We start from the raw sequence: 18619 nt of genomic DNA, 5'->3' as shown, positions 1-18619 counted from the left end.
GGTGTCACTCGTCACTCACTCGTACGCCCTGCCTTCGGGGCATACGGGCACGCTCAGCGTACGCGGCGCGCGACCGTGAAGCGGTCGACCTCCTCGCCCGTCTCCGCGATACCGCGCACCGTCAGCGTGGCGAGGCGGCCCCTGGCGGCGGGGGTGACGTCGACGCGCAGGAAGGAGTAGTCGAGGTAGCGCACGCGCGACCAGGTGACCGTCTCGTCGACCTTGCCCTCCTTGGTGTTGATGAAGGAGGCGACCGATTCGACCTCGTTCTCGTGTCCCTCGTAGGACAGCGGGGCGGTGAACGCGTACAGGCTGCGGCCGGCCGCGCCCGCCGTCACATAGACGACGCCCTCGGTCTCGGGGTACGAAGTGCCGCCGATCGGGAGCTTCTTGGTGACCGCGCCGCCCTTGATGACGTCGGTGCGCTCGTACTGGTGGTTGTGGCCGTTGATGACCAGGTCGACCGTGTACTTCTCGAACAGCGGCACCCACTCCTGGCGTACGCCCCCCTCCGAGGCGTGCGCGGTGGAGGTGCAGTAGGCGCAGTGGTGGAAGAAGACCACGACGAAGTCGACGTCCTTGGAAGCGCGGAACCTCTTCAGCTGCGCCTCCAGCCACTTGGTCTGGGTGCCGCCGGAGATCCCGAGGTTGGCCGGGATCTCGAAGGAGATGTCGTTGGCGTCCAGCGAGATGACCGCCGTGTTGCCGTAGACGAAGGAGTAGACGCCGGGAAGGTTCTTCCGGTCCGGGCCGTTGTCGGGCAGGTTCCAGCGGGCCTCCTCGCCGCCGTAGCCGTTGGGCGAGTACCAGGCCTCCATGTCGTGGTTGCCGTAGGCCGGCATCCACGGGACGGACTTGGCGACCGACTCGGTCTGCGCGAGGAACTGGTCCCACACCCGGGAGTCGAAGCCGGTGTCGGAGGTCTTGCCCTGTCCGGTCGGGTCGCCGTACGCGATGTCACCGGCGTGCAGGTGGAAGGCCGGGTTCTGGCCGAGGAGGAGGCTGTTGTTGGCGAGCGCGTGGTAGCTGACGCCCTCGTCGCCGAAGGCCGTGAAGGTGAACGGCTTCATGGGGGTCCCCCCGCTCGAGCGAAGCCGAGAGTGGGGGAGGTCGGGGGCGGTGGTGAAGGTGCCGAGCGTGCCCAGCAGGTGTGCCTCGGCCGGGTCGAAGCCGGCGTGGCCGACGCCGTAGTAGTACGTCCTGCCGGGACGCAGGTGGGTGAGCTTGGCGTGCAGGTAGTACTGGGTGTGGTCGCCGCTGGCGCCGACACCCGCCGGGGTGTACAGCGTCCGGACCTCGGCCTCGATCTTGCGGGAGAGGTCCCAGGGGTGGGCGCCGACGCGGATGAAGGGCTTCTTCACCGCGACCGGGACCTGCCAGGAGACGGTGATCTCCGTGCGGGGGTCGTTGCCCCAGGCGAGGTGACGGCCGAAGGGCGCGACGAGCGCGCCGTCGACGTTCGCGGCCTGCGAGTACGTCCGCGTCGGTACGGAGGTCCGCGTCGCGGCCTGGGCTGCGCCCGGCACGAACGCACCGCCCGCGACGGCACCGACGGTGACGGCACCGCTTCTGATCATCGTGCGCCGCGAGAACTTGGCGCGAAGGTACTCGTGCTGCTCGGCCATGCTCATGCGCTCTGCGAGCTGCTCGGGTACGCCCATGCGAGGAGTGTCCATGGCTGAAAAAGGTGCTCTGGGCAGCCATCGTCACGCAGGACACAGGGTGAACAGGCCCCGAACAGGGTCCCATAAGAGTTTCAACAGACCGTTGCCCGATATCGGGCAGGATTCTTGCGATTGCCAGCGCTTTACCTCAGGATCGTCGGGTGCACGACGAACTCGTTGATCATCTGACGCGTACCACACCCCTTGCCCGGGGCGAGGCGCTGCGGGTGATTCAGGACGTTCTCGCCTACTTCGACGAGACAACCGAGGATTATGTCCGTCGCCGCCATCGCGAACTCCAGGGTCAGGGACTGGTGAACGCGACGATCTTCGACCGGATCGAGGCGGATCTGAAATACCGCGCGGTCGCACCACCGGAGCTCACCCTCCGGCAGTTGCGCCGCATCGTCTACGGCTAGGGACCAGGTACCTGTATATGTGCGGAATCGTCGGATACATCGGCAGGCGTGACGTGGCGCCACTGCTCCTCGAAGGCCTGCAGCGCCTGGAGTACCGCGGCTACGACTCGGCGGGCATCGTCGTGACCTCGCCGAAGGCGGCGGGCCTGAAGATGGTCAAGGCCAAGGGCCGGGTCCGGGACCTGGAGGCCAAGGTCCCCAAGCGCTTCGCCGGTACCACCGGCATCGCCCACACCCGCTGGGCCACGCACGGCGCCCCCTCCGACCACAACGCGCACCCGCACATGTCGGCCGACAACAAGGTCGCCGTCGTCCACAACGGGATCATCGACAACGCCTCCGAGCTGCGCAAGAAGCTCGAAGCCGACGGCGTCGAGTTCCTCTCCGAGACGGACACCGAGGTCCTCACCCACCTCATCGCCCGCTCCCAGGCGGAGACCCTGGAGGAGAAGGTCCGCCAGTCGCTGCGCCTGATCGAGGGCACGTACGGCATCGCGGTCATGCACGCCGACTTCCCCGACCGGATCGTGGCGGCCCGCAACGGCTCCCCGGTCGTCCTGGGCATCGGTGAGAAGGAGATGTTCGTCGCCTCGGACATCGCCGCGCTGGTCACCCACACGCGGCAGATAGTGACGCTGGACGACGGCGAGATGGCCACGCTCAAGGCCGACGACTTCCGCACGTACACCACGGAGGGCACCCGCACGACCGCGGAGCCCACCACCGTGGAGTGGGAGGCGGCCTCGTACGACATGGGCGGCCACGACACGTACATGCACAAGGAGATCCACGAGCAGCCCGAGGCCGTGGACCGTGTCCTGCGCGGCCGGATCGACGACCGCTTCTCCACGGTCCACCTCGGCGGCCTCAACCTGGACGCCCGCGAGGCGCGTGCCGTGCGGCGCGTGAAGATCCTCGGCTGCGGCACCTCGTACCACGCGGGCATGATCGGCGCCCAGATGATCGAGGAGCTGGCCCGCATCCCGGCCGACGCCGAGCCGGCCTCCGAGTTCCGCTACCGCAACGCGGTCGTCGACCCCGACACGCTGTACGTGGCCGTCTCGCAGTCCGGCGAGACGTACGACGTGCTGGCCGCCGTACAGGAGCTGAAGCGCAAGGGCGCGCGGGTGCTGGGCATCGTCAACGTGGTCGGTTCGGCGATCGCCCGCGAGGCGGACGGCGGCATGTACGTGCACGCGGGCCCCGAGGTCTGCGTCGTCTCCACCAAGTGCTTCACCAACACCACCGTCGCCTTCGCGCTCCTCGCCCTGCACCTGGGCCGCACCCGGGACCTGTCGGTCCGTGACGGCAAGCGGATCATCGCGGGGCTGCGCAGGCTGCCCGGGCAGATCTCCGAGATCCTGGAGCAGGAGGAGGAGATCAGGAAGCTGGCCGAGCAGTACGCCGAAGCCCGCTCGATGCTCTTCATCGGCCGCGTCCGGGGCTACCCGGTGGCCCGCGAGGCCTCCCTGAAGCTCAAGGAGGTCTCGTACATCCACGCCGAGGCCTACCCCGCCTCGGAGTTGAAGCACGGCCCGCTGGCCCTCATCGAGCCCGCGCTGCCCACGGTCGCGATCGTCCCGAACGACGACCTCCTGGAGAAGAACCGCGCCGCCCTGGAGGAGATCAAGGCCCGCAGCGGTCGCATCCTCGCGGTGGCCCACCAGGAACAGGAGAAGGCCGACGAGACGATCGTCGTCCCGAAGAACGAGGACGAACTGGACCCGATCCTGATGGGCATCCCCCTCCAACTCCTCGCCTACCACACGGCATTGGCACTCGGACGGGACATCGACAAGCCCCGGAACCTCGCCAAGTCGGTCACGGTGGAGTAGGACGCCCGCTGGTGGCTTTCAGGGGCGCGGGGCTGCATCAATTTGCGGCTCCGCCGCGTGGGCGCGAGCACCCCCCACGTACCCGCGGAGGCCAACGAACAGAACGATCCCCCCGTGTTGCCACCAGCCACGGGGGGATCGTCATATCGCCGGGGGTCGCCCAACCCCCAGCCTGCGCAGCTAACCGGTGGCCGTCACGCCCCGGCCGGCAGCACGTCGTGGCATGGCCGTAGGCCAGTGCGCCAGGGCCGCCGTCGCGGCATACCAGGCGGCCAGGCCGCCCACCGCGGCGAACCAGCCACCGACCTTGGCAAGCCCCCCGGAGTCCCCGAACTGCGCGATGGCGAGCAGCAGCATCGCCACGAACAACAGCCCGTACGCACCCCGCGTGAGCGGATCCGCCGCGGACGCCCCCAGCGTCAGACTGAGCGCGACGAGGGCGAACAGCAGCAGGAACAGGCCCGCCGCGTTGGCGGAGACCTGGGTGTCGGCTCCGACGCCCCAGGTGAACCAGAACGCGCCGAGTGCGGCGAAGGCCGTACCGGTGAACGTGTCCCGGTCGCGGAAGGCGAGCAGCCCGGCGATGAAGAGGGCGAGGCCGCCGACGTAGGTGGCGAGTGGGACCGCGCTCGCGGCCGTCACGCCGTCGATCACCTCGGTGTGCCCGAGGCCGAAGGCCAACAGGGTGAGTCCGAGCGCGAGATGGCCGAGGATCGTGGTGGTGCTTCCCGCGGAGACGTCATTGTCCACGGCGGGCTCCCTTCGTGCGTGTGCCCGTACAGCTTGTGCGGTGACCGATATATGCCCTTCACAAGCGCACAAACACCTCTACGCGCAAGTAGGTTCACCCAAAGCAAAAAGGCGTGCCACAAGGGAGTTCGGCGACACCCACCACTCATCTCGCACAGGAGAAGGGGGAGTTGCCGGAGGAGCTACGGAATGACGACGACCGGACGCTGGGCGCGCTTCGCGAGCCGCCCGGCCACCGACCCGAAGATGCGCCCGACGAGGCCGTGGGTCGAGCCGACGACGATCGCGTCGGCCTCGTACTCCCGCCCCACCTCTTCGAGTTCGTGGCAGATGTCGCCGCCGCGCTCGACGAGGATCCAGGGCACCTCGGCCAGATATTCCGCGCACGCGAGTTCGAGCCCGAGAACCTCGGTTCTGTGGTCCGGCACGTCGACGAAGACGGGGGGCTCACAGCCGGCCCACACCGTGGTGGGCAGCCGGTTGGCGACATGCACGATGATCAGGCCCGAACCGGAGCGGTGGGCCATGCCGATGGCGTACGCGAGGGCGCGCTCACTCGACGTCGAGCCGTCGAAACCGACGACGACACCGTGCTTGAACGCGGGGTCGCAGGACTGACGTGGTTCTTCCGCCGCCAAGGGCTCGGCCGCCGCGTGATCGGCGACGGGGCGCTTGCGGTCTGCGGGTTCCAGGAATTCGTGACCGGCCATGGGATTCTCGGCGTTTTGATCCTCGTGGTGGGACAACGTGATGGGGACGACAATGTGCGGCGGAGCTGTGTCCGGGAATCATCTTCCCAACCCCATACCCCCAAGGGTACGGCGGCACTCCTCCGTCGCCCATAGCCCGCACGTGCTCCGGACGGGTTCCAGGGAGCATGCACGAGGGGGTGCCCGTAACGCAATGGTTGCTGCCACGTACAGGCTGTTTCCCCAGGGTTCGCCCGCATCTCGCCCACGTCGATCACGTACGCGCACATCTTCCGGACATCCTGGCCAGTGACCGACCGCTCGAACACGCGTTGAACCCCGCGACCCGTCGTCACAGGGAGCGGCCATGACCTCACCCACCCAGGACTCCGCGAGCGACCTCGTCCGCTGGGCGGCCTTCAGCTGCGTTCTGGTCCCCGTGGTGCTGGTCCTCTACGGCACCTCGCTCGGCGGCGCGGCCGGTACGGCACTGGGGCTGGCGGCCGTGACCGGGGTGTGCCGGGTGCTGCTGCGGCAGTCCGAGCGCGGCGCGGCCCGTCTGTCGGCCGAGGAGGGCGTTCCACCGCGGGGACGGCACGGCAGGACCCATTCCGGCACCGCTTCCGGCACCCATTCCGGCACCCACAGGGGCGGTCGGCACTCCGGCGGAACTACACCGGTCGACTGACCTGTTTTAGCGCACGCGCCCGATGCTTTTCAGCCAACTTCCGGCTACCGTGCACCCCTTGACCGAACAACCCCCAAACCCCTGTTCCACCTGCACCGAAAGGGTCCCGCCGGGCCCGCGCACCCTACGCGGATTGGCCACCGCGACGAGGCGCACTTCCCTGCACGCCCCACGAGTGCAACGCTTCGTGATCGAATGCTTTACGCCAAGTTGCCAAGTCGACAATCTGTCGAGTGACCAACTGGTCACCTCGGCATCATGGGACACAGTAGATTCGATCTTGACTGTCTACGGCGGGGGACTCGTGCAGGACCGAGGGGAAACGTGCAGGAGCGACACAACCGAGGAGCCGCGACCACCGAGGGGGGCTTAGCAGTATGAGCCACGACTCCACTGCCGCGCCGGAAGCCGCGGCCCGGAAACTTTCCGGGCGACGCCGCAAGGAGATCGTCGCGGTGCTGCTGTTCAGCGGCGGCCCCATCTTCGAGAGTTCCATACCACTTTCGGTGTTCGGGATCGACCGCCAGGACGCCGGAGTGCCGCGCTACCGACTGTTGGTGTGCGGCGGCGAAGAGGGCCCGCTGCGGACCACCGGCGGGCTGGAACTGACCGCGCCGAACGGCCTGGAAGCGATCGCACGGGCAGGCACTGTCGTCGTGCCGGCCTGGCGTTCGATCACCGCGCCGCCACCGGAAGAGGCGCTCGACGCACTGCGTCGGGCCCATGAAGAGGGTGCGCGGATCGTTGGCCTGTGCACAGGCGCGTTCGTCCTCGCGGCGGCGGGCCTGCTGGACGGCCGTCCGGCCACAACACACTGGATGTACGCACCGACACTGGCGAAGCGATATCCGTCGGTGCACGTCGACCCACGGGAACTCTTCGTGGACGACGGCGACGTACTGACATCCGCGGGCACGGCGGCGGGCATCGACCTGTGCCTGCACATCGTGCGGACGGACCACGGCAACGAGGCGGCCGGTGCGCTGGCCCGCCGACTGGTGGTCCCGCCGCGCCGATCGGGCGGCCAGGAGCGCTACCTCGATCGGTCTTTACCAGAGGAGATCGGCGCCGACCCGCTCGCCGAGGTCGTCGCCTGGGCGCTGGAGCACCTCCACGAGCAGTTCGACGTGGAGACGCTGGCGGCGCGCGCGTACATGTCCCGTCGTACGTTCGACCGCCGCTTCCGCTCGCTCACGGGAAGCGCGCCGCTCCAGTGGCTGATCACGCAGCGCGTCCTGCAGGCCCAGCGTCTCCTGGAGACGTCGGACTACTCGGTGGACGAGGTCGCGGGCCGCTGCGGCTTCCGCTCCCCGGTGGCTCTGCGCGGCCACTTCCGCCGCCAGTTGGGCTCGTCCCCGGCCGCGTACCGCGCGGCGTACCGGGCGCGCAGGCCGCAGAGTGAGCGGATGCCGGAGCCGGACGGCGGCATGACCGGGGCGCAGGGTGGCCCCGGCGGCATGGGTACGCCGACCACGGCGGGCCAGGGTCACGGGCACCACGGCCAGGGCGGCCACGACCGCGCCCCGCACCCGGAGAGCCCGGTCCCGATCCAGTCCCGGCGGACGGCGAACTCGGTCGGCCTGTCGGCGGAGCACGCGCGGGATCCGTACGTCGGAAGCCGCGCGAGTCTGCCCGGGCAGCGGAGCGGTGCGTAGGTTTTGAGCGTTGGACGGGCCGGGGGGTACGCCACCCGGCCCGTCCAACGCTCACACCCAGCCCGTCCGGCGATTGAGGACGAGCGCGTTCAGCGCGACCGGGGTCTGGGGGTGGAGCCCTCAGCGGGGCCCACACCAGCGCCGGGTGCCTGCCCTCCACCACAACCACATCGCACCACTGGTTCGCCCCGCGCCACCTGCCCGTAAGGTGAGACGCATGAACGATCGCATGGTGTGGATCGACTGCGAGATGACCGGTCTCTCGTTGTCCGACGACGCGCTCATCGAAGTGGCCGCACTGGTCACCGACTCCGAGCTGAACGTACTCGGCGAGGGGGTGGACATCGTCATCCGTCCGCCCGACTCGGCGCTGGAGACCATGCCGGAGGTGGTGCGGCAGATGCACACCTCGTCCGGCCTCCTCGACGAACTGGCCGGCGGTACGACGCTGGCCGACGCCGAGGCGCAGGTCCTGGCGTATGTGCGCGAGCACGTCAAGGAACCGGGCAAGGCCCCGCTGTGCGGCAACACGGTCGGTACGGACCGTGGCTTCCTGCTCCGCGACATGAGCACCCTGGAGGCGTACCTCCACTACCGGATCGTGGACGTCAGTTCGGTGAAGGAGCTGGCCCGGCGCTGGTTCCCGAGGGCGTACTTCAACAGCCCGGACAAGAACGGCAACCACCGCGCCCTCGCCGACATCCGCGAGTCGATCGCCGAGCTGCGCTACTACCGCGAGGCGATCTTCGTACCGCAGCCCGGCCCGGACTCGGACACGGCCCGCACGATCGCGGCGAAGCACGTCCTGCCTGCGGCGCAGTAGCCCGTACGACAGCCGTACGGCAGCCGGGGAAAGCCCTTGCAGCGGCCTCGGGAAAAGCCGGGCGCGAGCACCCCTTCGGACCCTGTACACTTTTTCTCGGCCGGTCAGGAAGACCACTCGGACTTCCCAAGCCGGTCATGGTGGGTGTAGCTCAGCTGGTAGAGCACCTGGTTGTGGTCCAGGATGCCGCGGGTTCAAGTCCCGTCACTCACCCTGAATGATCAAGGCCCGACCTGCGAAAACAGGTCGGGCCTTCTTCTTGCCCGAAATCACGGGAACAGTACGGGAACACATCCCTGGCCGCGGAGCACTCCGAGGAGATGGCGGCGGTGCTCCGGGACCCCGCCCTGCACACGTACATCGGCGGCGGACCCAACACCCCCGACGCCCTGCGCGCCCGCTACGAACGGCTCGTCGCCAAGCTGCCCGGACCCGTCCGTGACCTGGCTCAACCGGGCACTGCGGCTGCGCGCGGACGGCCGCCTGGCGGGCACCGTCCAGGCCACGGTCGCCGACGACCGGGGTCTCGCGGAGATCGCCCGGGTGGTGGGCACGCCCTGGCAGGGCCGCCGGCTCGCCGCTGAGGCGATACGGGAGCTGGTCGACTGGCTGGGGCGGCGATCGGGCGTCCGTACGGTCGTCGCGCACATCCACCCGGAGCACCGGGCGTCGGCGGCGGTTGCCGCGGCGGCCGGCCTGTCCCCGACGGAGGAGGAGCAGGAGGGGGAGGTGAAGCTGGTGGCTGTCCCTGCCCGAACCCCCGCCTACGCCCCGCTGACCGCCCGCCAGGCCCCACCAACTCCCGCACCCCCGCGCACCGTTCCCCCGGCCCCTCCCGGGCCGCCCGGCCCACGACCGCCAACTGCCCGGTCCTACCCCGCCATTGGCGCTCGCCGTCACCGGCGTCGAGCAGGAGCCGGGCGGCGCGGCCGAGGACGTACGCGGTCGTACGGACATCCAGGGGTGGGCAGGGGACGCTCCCCCGCCGCCGTACCGGCCGGGTGCCTCGCGTGGTCGCGGGTTCGCTCGTGCCGCGGTGGCCCGTCGGCAGCGTCGACGCTGCCGACGACGCCGGTGAGGACTGTCGGGGAGAGGGGGTGCGCGAGGGCGCGAACGATCTCGGCACGGCCCTCGGCGCTGGATTCGTCGCCTTCCTGTGGATCGTCGGCGCCGTGATCCTCGGCGGCATCTGGCTTGTCACCAGCCGCTCCGGGACCGGGGGCCCCGTCCTCCGCCTTCAGGAGGACGTGCGGGCCATCAGTTCCGTGGGAAGCACCACCCGGCGTCGCTCCAGGACCCGGGATGCCGTCGGGCGGCGGTCGGCGACCTCTTCGAGGAGGAGGTCGATCATCGCCCGGCCCATTTCCACTATCGGCTGGCGGACGCTCGTCAGGGGCGGGTCCATATGGCGGGCTATGGCCGAGTCGTCGTAGCCGACGAGGGCCACGTCCTCGGGTATGCGGCGGCCCATTTCGCGCAGGACCTGGCGGGCGCCCGCCGCTGTCACGTCCGAGCCGGCGAATACCGCGTCCAGGTCGGGGCAGCGGGACATGAGGCGGGTCATCGCCCGGCGACCGCCCTCCTCGGTGAAGTCGCCCGGTTCGATCAGGTCCTCGTCCACCTCGTGGCCCGCCGCCTCCAGGGCTTCGCGGTAGCCGTCGACGCGGCGCTGGGCGCCGTACACGTCGAGGCGGCCCGTGATGTGGGCTATCCTGCGGCGGCCTCGGGAGAGGAGGTGTTCGGCAGCTTGCCTACCGCCGCCGTAGTTGTCCGAGTCCACCGAGGTGAGGGTTTCCGCCTCGGACCTCGGGCCGCTGATCACCGCCGGTATCTCCAGCTGGGCCAGCAGGTCGGGGAGCGGGTCGTCCGCGTGGGTCGAGACGAGCAGGACGCCGTCCACCCGGTGGGCGGCCAGGTACTGGGCGAGGCGTTCGCGTTCCCTGTCGCTGCCCGCGAAGATCAGCAGGAGCTGCATCTCCGTGTCCGAGATCGCGCTCCCCACACCGCGCAGCATGTCCGAGAAGTACGGTTCCGCGAAGAAGCGGGTCTCCGGCTCGGGGACGACCAGCGCGATCGCGTCCGTGCGGTTCGCGGCAAGAGCGCGGGCCGCCGTGTTCGGGACGTAGCCGAGTTCCGCGACCGCCGTCTCGACCGCCGCGCGGGTCGCGTCACTGACCCTCGGGGAGCCGTTGATCACCCGGGAGACCGTGCCGCGGCCCACTCCGGCGCGCGCGGCGACCTCTTCCAAGGTCGGCCGGCCACCGCTGCGGCCCCGCGCTCCGTGGCTTGCCATCTGGCTCCGCCCTTCCGCTGTCATCACCCTGGCCTGGAATCTAACAGTCCCGCCTGGGGGCACCCGTCACCACCGGGGACGTACGGCCGCCACGGAAGCCTGCCGCTCCCGGGGTCCGCCGGGCAGTCCTCGGCACCAGTCCGGACCCGGCTCCCGCCCGACTCCGCACTGGCCGATCTTCATCGGTCCGTGTCTCGTTCGTACCATCCCGCCGAATTAGTTAACAGGCAGATAACTGAACGCACCTCCTCCCGTCATCGCCCTTGACACCCCCGCCCGGACCGACGAACCTTCAACACATCACCGATGGGAGCGCTCCCACGGTACCTGACACATACACATCCCGCACGTTCCCCGCCCGAGCCGCAGCGCTGAATCAAGACGAACTAACGGGCCCAACAATGCAGTTGGCCGGGGGGTCGGCACGTCAGGGCAACAGGAGGACGTAATGCGAGCACGTACCCGAACCGCCCGTCAGGCGGTGGTCCTCGCGGCCGTAGCATCGCTGGGCGCCGGGCTGCTTGCCGGCTGTGCCGACGATGGCAACGGCGACAGCGGCGGCAGTTCGTCTTCGGGCGGTGGTGGTGGCAAGACCACCATCACCCTCGGTCTCTTCGGCACCATGGGATTCAAAGAGGCCGGTCTCTACACCGAGTACGAGAAGCTGAACCCGAAGATCAAGATCGCCGAGAACGTCATCGAGCGGAACGAGAACTACTACCCTCCGCTCCTCAACCACCTCGCCACCAACAGCGGCCTGCAGGACGTCCAGGCCGTCGAAGTGGCCAACATCGCCGAGATCGTGAGCACCCAGGCCTCGAAGCTGACGGACCTGTCCAAGGCCCCGGGCGTCGAGGCGGGCACCTGGCTGGACTGGAAGTGGAAGCAGGCCACCACCGCTGACGGCCAGACGATCGGGCTCGGCACCGATGTCGGCCCGATGGCCATCTGCTACCGCAAGGACCTCTTCGAGCAGGCCGGTCTGCCGACCGACCGCGACGAAGTGGGCAAACTGTGGGCGGGCAGCTGGGACAAGTTCGTCGAGGTCGGTCAGACGTTCAAGAAGAAGGCGCCGGCGGGCACCACCTTCATGGACTCGCCCGGCGGTCTGCTGAACGCCATCCTCGGCAGTGAGAGCGAGAAGTTCTACGACGCCTCCGGTGAGGTCATCTACAAGACGAACCCGGCCGTCAAGGCAGGCTTCGACCTGACCGCCAAGGCCGCCACGGAAGGACTGGTCGGGAACCAGACCCAGTTCCAGCCCGCCTGGGACACGACGATCGCCAACAGCAAGTTCGCCACGATCTCCTGCCCGCCGTGGATGCTCGGCACCATCAAGGGCAAGTCGAAGCCGGAGTCCTCGGGCAAGTGGGACGTGGCCGTGCCGCCCAAGGCCGGCAACTGGGGCGGCACCTTCCTCACCGTGCCCAAGGCGGGCAAGAACGTGGCGGAGGCGACGAAGCTGATCACCTGGCTGACCGCCCCCGAGCAGCAGGCCAAGCTCTTCAGCGTGCAGGGCAACTTCCCGAGCACGCCGGCCGCGTACACCCTGCCCGAAGTCACCGGCGCGAAGAACGAGATGACGGGTGACGCCCCGATCGGCACGATCTTCGGCGAGGCGGCCAAGGCGATTCCGGTCCAGGTCATCGGCCCGAAGGACCAGATCATCATGCAGGGTCTGAGCGACAACGGCGTGATCCTGGTGACCAAGGGCAAGTCGGCCAAGGAAGCCTGGGAGACGGCCACCAAGACCATCGACAACAACCTGGAGAAGTGACCGGTATGTCCGCCCGGCACGACATCGCCGCGCCCCCCGCCAAGGAGGGGGGCGCGGCCCCGGCCCGTCCGCCCGCCACCAAGGCTCCCGACGCGGACAAGCGCCGCCGGGACCGGCTCTCGCGCCGCTGGCAGCGGGACCTGCGCTGGAGCCCGTACGCGTTCGTCTCGCCGTTCTTCCTGCTCTTCCTCGCCTTCGGGCTGTTCCCCCTGATCTACACGGCCTGGGCCTCGCTGCACTCGGTGGAGCTGACGGCGCCCAACGACATGGAGTGGGTGGGGCTGCGCAACTACACCCGCCTCCTCGACGACGAGTTCTTCTGGAACGCGGCGCAGAACACCCTGACGATCGGCATCATCTCGACGGTCCCGCAGTTGCTGATGGCGATGGGCCTGGCCCACATCCTCAACTACAAGCTGCGCGCCTCGACCTTCTACCGGGTCGCGATGCTCGCGCCGTACGCGACGTCGATCGCCGCCGCCTCCCTCGTCTTCGTCCTGCTCTTCGGCCGCGACTACGGCATGATCAACTGGGCGCTGAACGCCGTCGGCATCGACAACATCGACTGGCAGAACGACAAGTGGCCCTCGCAGTTCGCCGTCTCGACGATCGTCATCTGGCGCTGGACCGGCTACAACACACTGATCTACCTGGCCGCGATGCAGGCCATCCCGCAGGACCTGTACGAGTCCGCGGCCCTCGACGGTGCCTCGCGCTGGCGGCAGTTCATCCATGTGACGCTGCCCTCGCTGCGCCCGACGATTCTTTTCACCGTGGTCGTGTCGACCATCGGTGCGACCCAACTCTTCGGTGAGCCCCTGCTGTTCGACCCGAACAAGGGGGCGTCCGGCGGCCCCGAGCACGAGTTCCAGACGCTCGGGCTCTATCTGTACGAGCAGGGCTGGGTCAACCTGCATCTGGGCCGGGCTTCCGCCATCGCCTGGTCGATGTTCCTGATCCTCATCGTGATCGGAGTCATCAACTACGTCATCTCGCGCCGGCTGCGCGCCAGTAGTTAAGGAGAACCGGCCGTGACGACGACACTGACGAAGCCGCCCACCCCCGAGGACGCGCCCACCAAGCGGCAGGGCGCCAAGGCCGGGCGGGCCGGCGGGCACATGCACGCCGGACCGATCGCGTACATCATCCTCGCCCTGTTCACCATCGGCTCGCTGTTCCCACTGGTGTGGACGGCGATCGCCGCCTCGCGCGACAACAACCGGCTCGCACAGACCCCGCCGCCGTTCTGGTTCGGCGGAGGGCTCTTCGACAAGCTCGAACTCGCCTGGGACAACGCCAACATGGGCGAGGCGATGGTCAACACCACGCTGGTGGCCGGAACGTCGGCGATCACCATCGTGCTCCTGTCCACGATCGCCGGGTTCGCCTTCGCCAAGCTGCGCTTCAGAGGGCGGGGCGCGCTGCTGCTGATCGTGATCGGCACCATGATGGTGCCGCCCCAACTCATGATCATCCCGCTCTACATGGTGGTCGCCGAGCTCGGCTGGACCGACCAGCTCCAGGCCGTGATCCTGCCGTCGCTGGTGAACGCCTTCGGGGTGTTCTTCATGCGGCAGTACCTGGTCCAGGCGCTGCCGGACGAGGTCATCGAGGCGGCCCGGGTGGACGGCGCGAGCAGTTGGCGCGTGGTCTGGCACGTGGTGTTCCCGGCCGCGCGGCCCGCGATGGCCGTGCTCGGCATGCTGATGTTCGTGCAGACCTGGAACGACTTCCTGTGGCCGTTCCTGGTCCTGACGCAGACCGGCAGCCCGACCGTACAGGTCGCGGTCGCGGGTCTGGGGCGTGGTTTCACCCCCGACCAGTCCCTGATCATGGCGGGTGCGCTGCTCGGCACGCTTCCGCTGCTGATCGTCTTCGCGATCTTCGGCAAGCAGATCGTGGGCGGGATCATGCAGGGCGCCGTCAAGGGCTGAGCCACCGCCCCGCTCACGCGCCAACTTGCTGACGCGCACAAGGACTTCTCCACGGGAACTTCTCTGGGGGCCGGGTCACCGCCGCCTCGGCCCCCTCGTACCTCCCCCCACTTCCCTTCCTCCTCACCCGTCGGCCTCCACGACTTCCTATGGGAGCGCTTCCATGCCTGAACCCGTTACCCCGGTGACCTTTCCTCCCGCCTTCCTCTGGGGCGCAGCGACCTCCGCGTACCAGATCGAAGGGGCGGTGCGGGAGGACGGCCGCACCCCCTCGATCTGGGACACGTTCAGCCATACACCGGGCAAGACGTCCGGCGGCGACCACGGTGACATCGCTGTCGACCACTACCACCGCTACCGCGACGACGTGCAGATGATGGCCGACCTGGGCCTGACCGCGTACCGCTTCTCCGTCTCCTGGTCGCGGGTGCAGCCGACGGGCCGGGGGCCGGCGGTCCAGCGCGGTCTGGACTTCTACCGGCGCCTCGTCGACGAGCTGCTCGAACACAACATCCGGCCCTCGCTCACCCTCTACCACTGGGACCTCCCGCAGGAGCTGGAGGACGCGGGCGGCTGGCCGGAGCGGGAGACCGCGCTGCGTTTCGCCGAGTACGCCCAGATCATGGGCGAGGCGCTGGGCGACCGCGTCGAGCAGTGGACCACGCTCAACGAGCCCTGGTGCAGCGCGTTCCTGGGCTACGCCTCGGGTGTGCACGCCCCCGGCCGGACCGAGCCGCTGGCCTCCCTCCGGGCGGCGCATCACCTCAACCTGGCACACGGGCTGGGCACTTCGGCCCTGCGCGCGGCGATGCCGGCCCGCAACACGGTCGCGGTGAGCCTCAACTCCTCGGTGGTCAGGCCGCTTTCACAGACCCCCGAGGACCTGGCGGCGGTCCGGAAGATCGACGACCTGGCCAACGGTGTCTTCCACGGCCCGATGCTGCACGGCGCCTACCCGGAGACCCTGTTCGCCGCGACCTCGTCGGTCACGGACTGGTCGTACGTCCTCGACGGTGACCTCCAGCTGATCAACCAGCCGCTGGACGCGCTGGGCCTCAACTACTACACCCCGGCGCTGGTGTCGGCGGCCGAGGAGAAGCCGAGCGGTCCGCGCGCCGACGGTCACGGGGCGAGCGACTTCTCGCCGTGGCCGGGGGCGGACGAGGTCCTCTTCCACCAGTCGCCGGGCGAGCGCACGGAGATGGGCTGGTCGATCGACCCGACGGGCCTGCACGACCTGATCATGCGGTACACGAAGGAGGCTCCGGGTCTGCCGATCTACATCACCGAGAACGGCGCCGCCTACGACGACAAGCCCGAGTCCGACGGCAGCGTCCACGACCCCGACCGGATCGCCTACCTGCACGGCCATCTGCGGGCGGTCCGGCGCGCGATCGCCGAGGGCGCGGACGTCCGCGGCTACTACCTGTGGTCCCTGATGGACAACTTCGAGTGGGCCTACGGCTACGGCAAGCGCTTCGGCGCGGTGTACGTCGACTACGCGACCCTGACCCGCACCCCGAAGTCGAGCGCCCTCTGGTACGGCCGCGCGGCCCGCAGCGGCGCCCTGCCCCCGGCGACCGCCGAATGAGCCGACGGGGAGGCTGATCGAGGGCTCCGGTCGGGGACGGGACGCGGCACCTGAGGGGGGTGCCGCGTCCCGGCCGTGGCCTGTCCGGTGGATATCAGGCCGGCGGAGAACAGTGCGGCCTCGTCCACGCCGGTGAGCGGGCTGTCGCCCTACGGCCGCACGGCGAAGGGGGCGCCGGACAAACGCCGTGGCCACCGCAGGCGGCACGGACCGCGTCGGCAACCGGCGGCAACGCCGCTGAGGCGCACCGGAAGAGCAACCGGCCCCCGCGTCTCCGACCGGACCCGCCTGCCAGACCCCAGAACGTCGGCAACCGGCGCCGCGGCCCAAGGCCGAGGTCAGGCCCGTATGCCGGCGCCACGCCGGCGCAGCGCCCCGGTTCCCCGCCCCCGGTGCCCGCGCCGCACCGGTGCCCTGCCGTCCAGTTGGATCCAGATCCGTATCTCCGTCCCGCCGAGCACCGACGAGCCGATCCGTACGTCCCCGCCCGTCGACTCCGCGAGCCTGCGCACGATGTCCAGGCCCAGGCCCGTCGATCCCGCGCTGCCCGAGCCGCGCCCCCTGGCCATGGCGGCCTCGGGGTCGGTGATCCCGGGCCCCGCGTCCGACACCAGCACGATCACCGCGTCGTCGCCGTTGTGCACGTCGACCGCGAAGGCGGTGCCTTCCGGGGTGTGCCGGAACACGTTGCCGAGCAGGGCGTCGAGGGCGGCGGCCAGGTCGGCGCGGGCCACGGGTATGCGCGCCGGCCGCTCCACACCGGCCACCCGCACCTTCCTCCCCTCGTCCTCCGCGAGCGCCGACCAGAAGGCCATCCGCTCGCGCACGACCTCGGCGGCGTCGCAGCCGGCGCCCGGTCCGGGAGCCGTCGTCTGCGGCTTGGATTCACGGGCGGTACGGATGATCGTGTCGACCTCGTGCTCCAGCTGGGCGACCGCGGCCCGGGTCTGCTCGGCGGCCGGCCCGTCTCCGAGCGAGGCGGCGTTCAGCCGCAGCACGGTCAGCGGCGTCCGCAGCCGGTGGGACAGATCGGCGGCCAGCTCCCTTTCGTTCGCGAGTAGTTGTACGACCTGGTCGGCCATCGAGTTGAACGCGACCGCCGCGAGGCGCAGTTCGGCCGGTCCTTCCTCGGGCACTCTGGCGCCCAGCTTTCCCTCTCCCAGTTCCTGCGCGCCCTCGACGAGGCGCCGGGCGGGCCGCACCATGCGCACTCCCAGCCGGTCGGCGACGGCGACCGAACCGACGACGAGGATCGCTCCGACTCCGGCGAGCACCGCCCAGGCCAGGCCGATGCCGTTGCCGACCTCGGCCTCGGGGACGTACACCTCGACGACGGCTATCTCGCCGGAGCTGAGCGCGACGGGCTGGAGGAGGGTGGACCCGCCGGACACCTCGGTGGTGGAGGCGCGGCCGAGTCTGCGGACGGCCTCGATGTCGGCGTCGGCGGCGCGCTGCCGGCCGAGGTCGACCGCGCTCGTGCCGCCGCTCGCGGGGATGTGCACGGCCAGGCCGGCGTCCGTCCCGGCGGAGGCGACGACCCGCTCCAGCTGGTCGCGGTCGGTGGTGATGGAGAGGGCGGGCGCGAGGGCCGCGGCCTCCCGCTCGGCGTTGGAGAAGGCGCGGTCGCGGGCCATCTCCCCGATGACCAGGCCCAGCGGTACGGCGAAGGCCACCACGACCATCGTCGTGACCGCGACGCACACCTTGACCAGCGCCCACCTCATGGTGTCCACCTCACAGCGGCGGCTCCGCTCCGGGCGGCGTCAGCTTCACGCCGACGCCCCGCAGGGTGTGCAGATAACGGGGACTGGCCGCTGTCTCGCCCAACTTCCGTCGCAGCCACGACAGATGGACGTCGATGGTCTGGTCGTCGCCGTACGACTGCTGCCACACCTCCGCGAGCAGTTCCCTGCGCGCGACGACGACACCGGGCCGGCCGGCGAGGTAGGCGAGCAGGTCGAACTCGCGGCGGGTCAGGTCCAGCCGTACGCCGTCCAGTTCGGCCTGCCTGCGCAGCGGGTCGATGGCCAGGCCACCGACGCGGATGACCGTGGAGGGCGGGGTGTCCGCGGGCGCTGTGCGGGCCCGGCGCAGTACGGCGGCCATGCGGGCCGACAGGTGTTCGACCGAGAACGGTTTGGTGAGGTAGTCGTCCGCGCCCGCGTTCAGCAGCCGGACGATTTCCGTCTCCTCGTCGCGTGCGGTGGCGACGATCACGGGCACGTCCGTGATGCCGCGCAGCATCTTGAGGGCCTCGGACCCGTCGAGATCGGGCAGACCGAGGTCCAGGATCACCACGTCGAAAGGGAAGTGGGCGACCTCGCGCAGCGCCTCAAGGGCGGTGCCGACACTGCGCACGAGGTGCGCGGCATCGGTCAGATGCCGGATGAGGGCGGAGCGCACGAACTGGTCGTCCTCGACCACGAGCACACTTGCCATGCGCCGCACCGTACGCCAATCCGGCGAGCCGGGTCCGGCGCCTGTGGATAACTCCACGGCGA

Annotated in this window: 15 protein-coding genes, 1 tRNA gene and 1 pseudogene; 11 read left to right on the top strand and 6 right to left on the bottom strand. The window is 69.7% G+C overall.

Annotation, left to right across the window (positions count from 1 at the left end):
- Window positions 1-53: 53 nt before the first annotated feature.
- On the bottom strand, window positions 54-1661 hold the full coding sequence (locus IEY89_RS15415; RefSeq protein ID WP_189147934.1) for a purple acid phosphatase family protein: 1608 nt from the start codon (window positions 1659-1661) through the stop codon (window positions 54-56).
- Window positions 1662-1825: 164 nt separating this feature from the next.
- On the opposite strand from IEY89_RS15415, the gene IEY89_RS15410 reads away from it, so the two are divergent.
- Both IEY89_RS15410 and glmS read left to right on the top strand, forming a co-directional pair.
- Window positions 1826-2083 (top strand): hypothetical protein, encoded by a 258-nt coding sequence (locus IEY89_RS15410; RefSeq protein WP_055523052.1) that lies wholly within the window; start codon window positions 1826-1828, stop codon window positions 2081-2083.
- 17 nt (window positions 2084-2100) lie between these two features.
- Entirely contained in the window at window positions 2101-3918 is a 1818-nt protein-coding gene (gene glmS, locus IEY89_RS15405; RefSeq protein WP_189147933.1) for a glutamine--fructose-6-phosphate transaminase (isomerizing), read from the top strand.
- A gap of 180 nt (window positions 3919-4098) precedes the next feature.
- On the opposite strand, the gene IEY89_RS15400 is transcribed toward glmS, so the two are convergent.
- Together IEY89_RS15400 and IEY89_RS15395 are read right to left on the bottom strand one after the other, a co-directional pair.
- Window positions 4099-4668 carry an acetate uptake transporter gene (locus tag IEY89_RS15400; protein WP_189147932.1) on the bottom strand — a complete coding sequence of 190 codons (570 nt, stop codon included), beginning with the start codon at window positions 4666-4668 and terminating at the stop codon, window positions 4099-4101.
- 182 nt (window positions 4669-4850) lie between these two features.
- Complete coding sequence (locus IEY89_RS15395) at window positions 4851-5378, bottom strand: universal stress protein (RefSeq protein WP_189147931.1); 528 nt, start codon at window positions 5376-5378, stop codon at window positions 4851-4853.
- A 346-nt stretch (window positions 5379-5724) separates the two neighbouring features.
- Between IEY89_RS15395 and IEY89_RS15390 the strand changes: the two genes are divergently transcribed.
- The 5 genes and pseudogenes from IEY89_RS15390 to IEY89_RS15370 form a co-directional block, all read left to right on the top strand.
- A complete protein-coding gene (locus IEY89_RS15390; protein WP_189147930.1) occupies window positions 5725-6045 on the top strand; it encodes a hypothetical protein in 321 nt (106 codons plus the stop codon).
- Window positions 6046-6422: 377 nt separating this feature from the next.
- Window positions 6423-7700, top strand: coding sequence for a helix-turn-helix domain-containing protein (locus IEY89_RS15385; RefSeq protein ID WP_189147929.1), 1278 nt, complete (start codon window positions 6423-6425; stop codon window positions 7698-7700).
- A 217-nt stretch (window positions 7701-7917) separates the two neighbouring features.
- A complete protein-coding gene (orn, locus tag IEY89_RS15380; protein WP_189147928.1) occupies window positions 7918-8523 on the top strand; it encodes an oligoribonuclease in 606 nt (201 codons plus the stop codon).
- Between the two features lie 140 nt (window positions 8524-8663).
- A tRNA-His gene (locus IEY89_RS15375) sits at window positions 8664-8736 on the top strand.
- 83 nt (window positions 8737-8819) lie between these two features.
- Window positions 8820-9258, top strand: a pseudogene (locus tag IEY89_RS15370) (GNAT family N-acetyltransferase); the annotation flags it as partial.
- Window positions 9259-9760: 502 nt separating this feature from the next.
- Here IEY89_RS15370 and IEY89_RS15365 read toward each other — a convergent pair.
- A complete protein-coding gene (locus IEY89_RS15365) occupies window positions 9761-10816 on the bottom strand; it encodes a LacI family DNA-binding transcriptional regulator (RefSeq protein ID WP_189147927.1) in 1056 nt (351 codons plus the stop codon).
- Between the two features lie 448 nt (window positions 10817-11264).
- Here IEY89_RS15365 and IEY89_RS15360 point away from each other — a divergent pair, with 448 nt between their 5' ends.
- The 4 genes from IEY89_RS15360 to IEY89_RS15345 all read left to right on the top strand — a co-directional run bounded on the left by IEY89_RS15360 (window position 11265) and on the right by IEY89_RS15345 (window position 16118).
- A complete protein-coding gene (locus tag IEY89_RS15360; RefSeq protein WP_189147926.1) occupies window positions 11265-12593 on the top strand; it encodes an ABC transporter substrate-binding protein in 1329 nt (442 codons plus the stop codon).
- A gap of 5 nt (window positions 12594-12598) precedes the next feature.
- Window positions 12599-13612, top strand: coding sequence for a carbohydrate ABC transporter permease (locus IEY89_RS15355; RefSeq protein WP_189147966.1), 1014 nt, complete (start codon window positions 12599-12601; stop codon window positions 13610-13612).
- A 12-nt stretch (window positions 13613-13624) separates the two neighbouring features.
- Window positions 13625-14527 (top strand): carbohydrate ABC transporter permease, encoded by a 903-nt coding sequence (locus IEY89_RS15350; RefSeq protein WP_189147925.1) that lies wholly within the window; start codon window positions 13625-13627, stop codon window positions 14525-14527.
- Between the two features lie 163 nt (window positions 14528-14690).
- Window positions 14691-16118 carry a GH1 family beta-glucosidase gene (locus IEY89_RS15345; protein WP_189147924.1) on the top strand — a complete coding sequence of 476 codons (1428 nt, stop codon included), beginning with the start codon at window positions 14691-14693 and terminating at the stop codon, window positions 16116-16118.
- A 338-nt stretch (window positions 16119-16456) separates the two neighbouring features.
- Here IEY89_RS15345 and IEY89_RS15340 read toward each other — a convergent pair whose 3' ends face one another.
- Window positions 16457-17842: a HAMP domain-containing sensor histidine kinase gene (locus IEY89_RS15340; protein WP_189147923.1), complete on the bottom strand. Its 1386-nt coding sequence runs from the start codon at window positions 17840-17842 to the stop codon at window positions 16457-16459.
- A 10-nt stretch (window positions 17843-17852) separates the two neighbouring features.
- Window positions 17853-18557, bottom strand: a complete 705-nt coding sequence (locus IEY89_RS15335; RefSeq protein ID WP_189147922.1) for a response regulator transcription factor — start codon at window positions 18555-18557, stop codon at window positions 17853-17855.
- Between the last annotated feature and the right edge of the window lie 62 nt (window positions 18558-18619).

The sequence above is a fragment of the Streptomyces lacrimifluminis genome, from assembly GCF_014646095.1.
GTDB lineage: Bacteria > Actinomycetota > Actinomycetes > Streptomycetales > Streptomycetaceae > Streptomyces > Streptomyces lacrimifluminis.
The sequence above is the reverse complement of the archived record's forward strand: the minus strand, read 5'-3'. Positions and strand labels throughout refer to the sequence as shown.

Coding starts and splice junctions, on each gene's coding strand:
- IEY89_RS15355 (WP_189147966.1), top strand. CDS start 12,599: ATGTCCGCCCGGCACGACATCGCCGCGCCCCCCGCCAAGGAGGGGGGC.
- IEY89_RS15335 (WP_189147922.1), bottom strand. CDS start 18,557: ATGGCAAGTGTGCTCGTGGTCGAGGACGACCAGTTCGTGCGCTCCGCC.
- orn (WP_189147928.1), top strand. CDS start 7,918: ATGAACGATCGCATGGTGTGGATCGACTGCGAGATGACCGGTCTCTCG.
- IEY89_RS15340 (WP_189147923.1), bottom strand. CDS start 17,842: ATGAGGTGGGCGCTGGTCAAGGTGTGCGTCGCGGTCACGACGATGGTC.
- IEY89_RS15360 (WP_189147926.1), top strand. CDS start 11,265: ATGCGAGCACGTACCCGAACCGCCCGTCAGGCGGTGGTCCTCGCGGCC.
- IEY89_RS15365 (WP_189147927.1), bottom strand. CDS start 10,816: ATGGCAAGCCACGGAGCGCGGGGCCGCAGCGGTGGCCGGCCGACCTTG.
- IEY89_RS15345 (WP_189147924.1), top strand. CDS start 14,691: ATGCCTGAACCCGTTACCCCGGTGACCTTTCCTCCCGCCTTCCTCTGG.
- glmS (WP_189147933.1), top strand. CDS start 2,101: ATGTGCGGAATCGTCGGATACATCGGCAGGCGTGACGTGGCGCCACTG.
- IEY89_RS15415 (WP_189147934.1), bottom strand. CDS start 1,661: ATGGGCGTACCCGAGCAGCTCGCAGAGCGCATGAGCATGGCCGAGCAG.
- IEY89_RS15385 (WP_189147929.1), top strand. CDS start 6,423: ATGAGCCACGACTCCACTGCCGCGCCGGAAGCCGCGGCCCGGAAACTT.
- IEY89_RS15395 (WP_189147931.1), bottom strand. CDS start 5,378: ATGGCCGGTCACGAATTCCTGGAACCCGCAGACCGCAAGCGCCCCGTC.
- IEY89_RS15390 (WP_189147930.1), top strand. CDS start 5,725: ATGACCTCACCCACCCAGGACTCCGCGAGCGACCTCGTCCGCTGGGCG.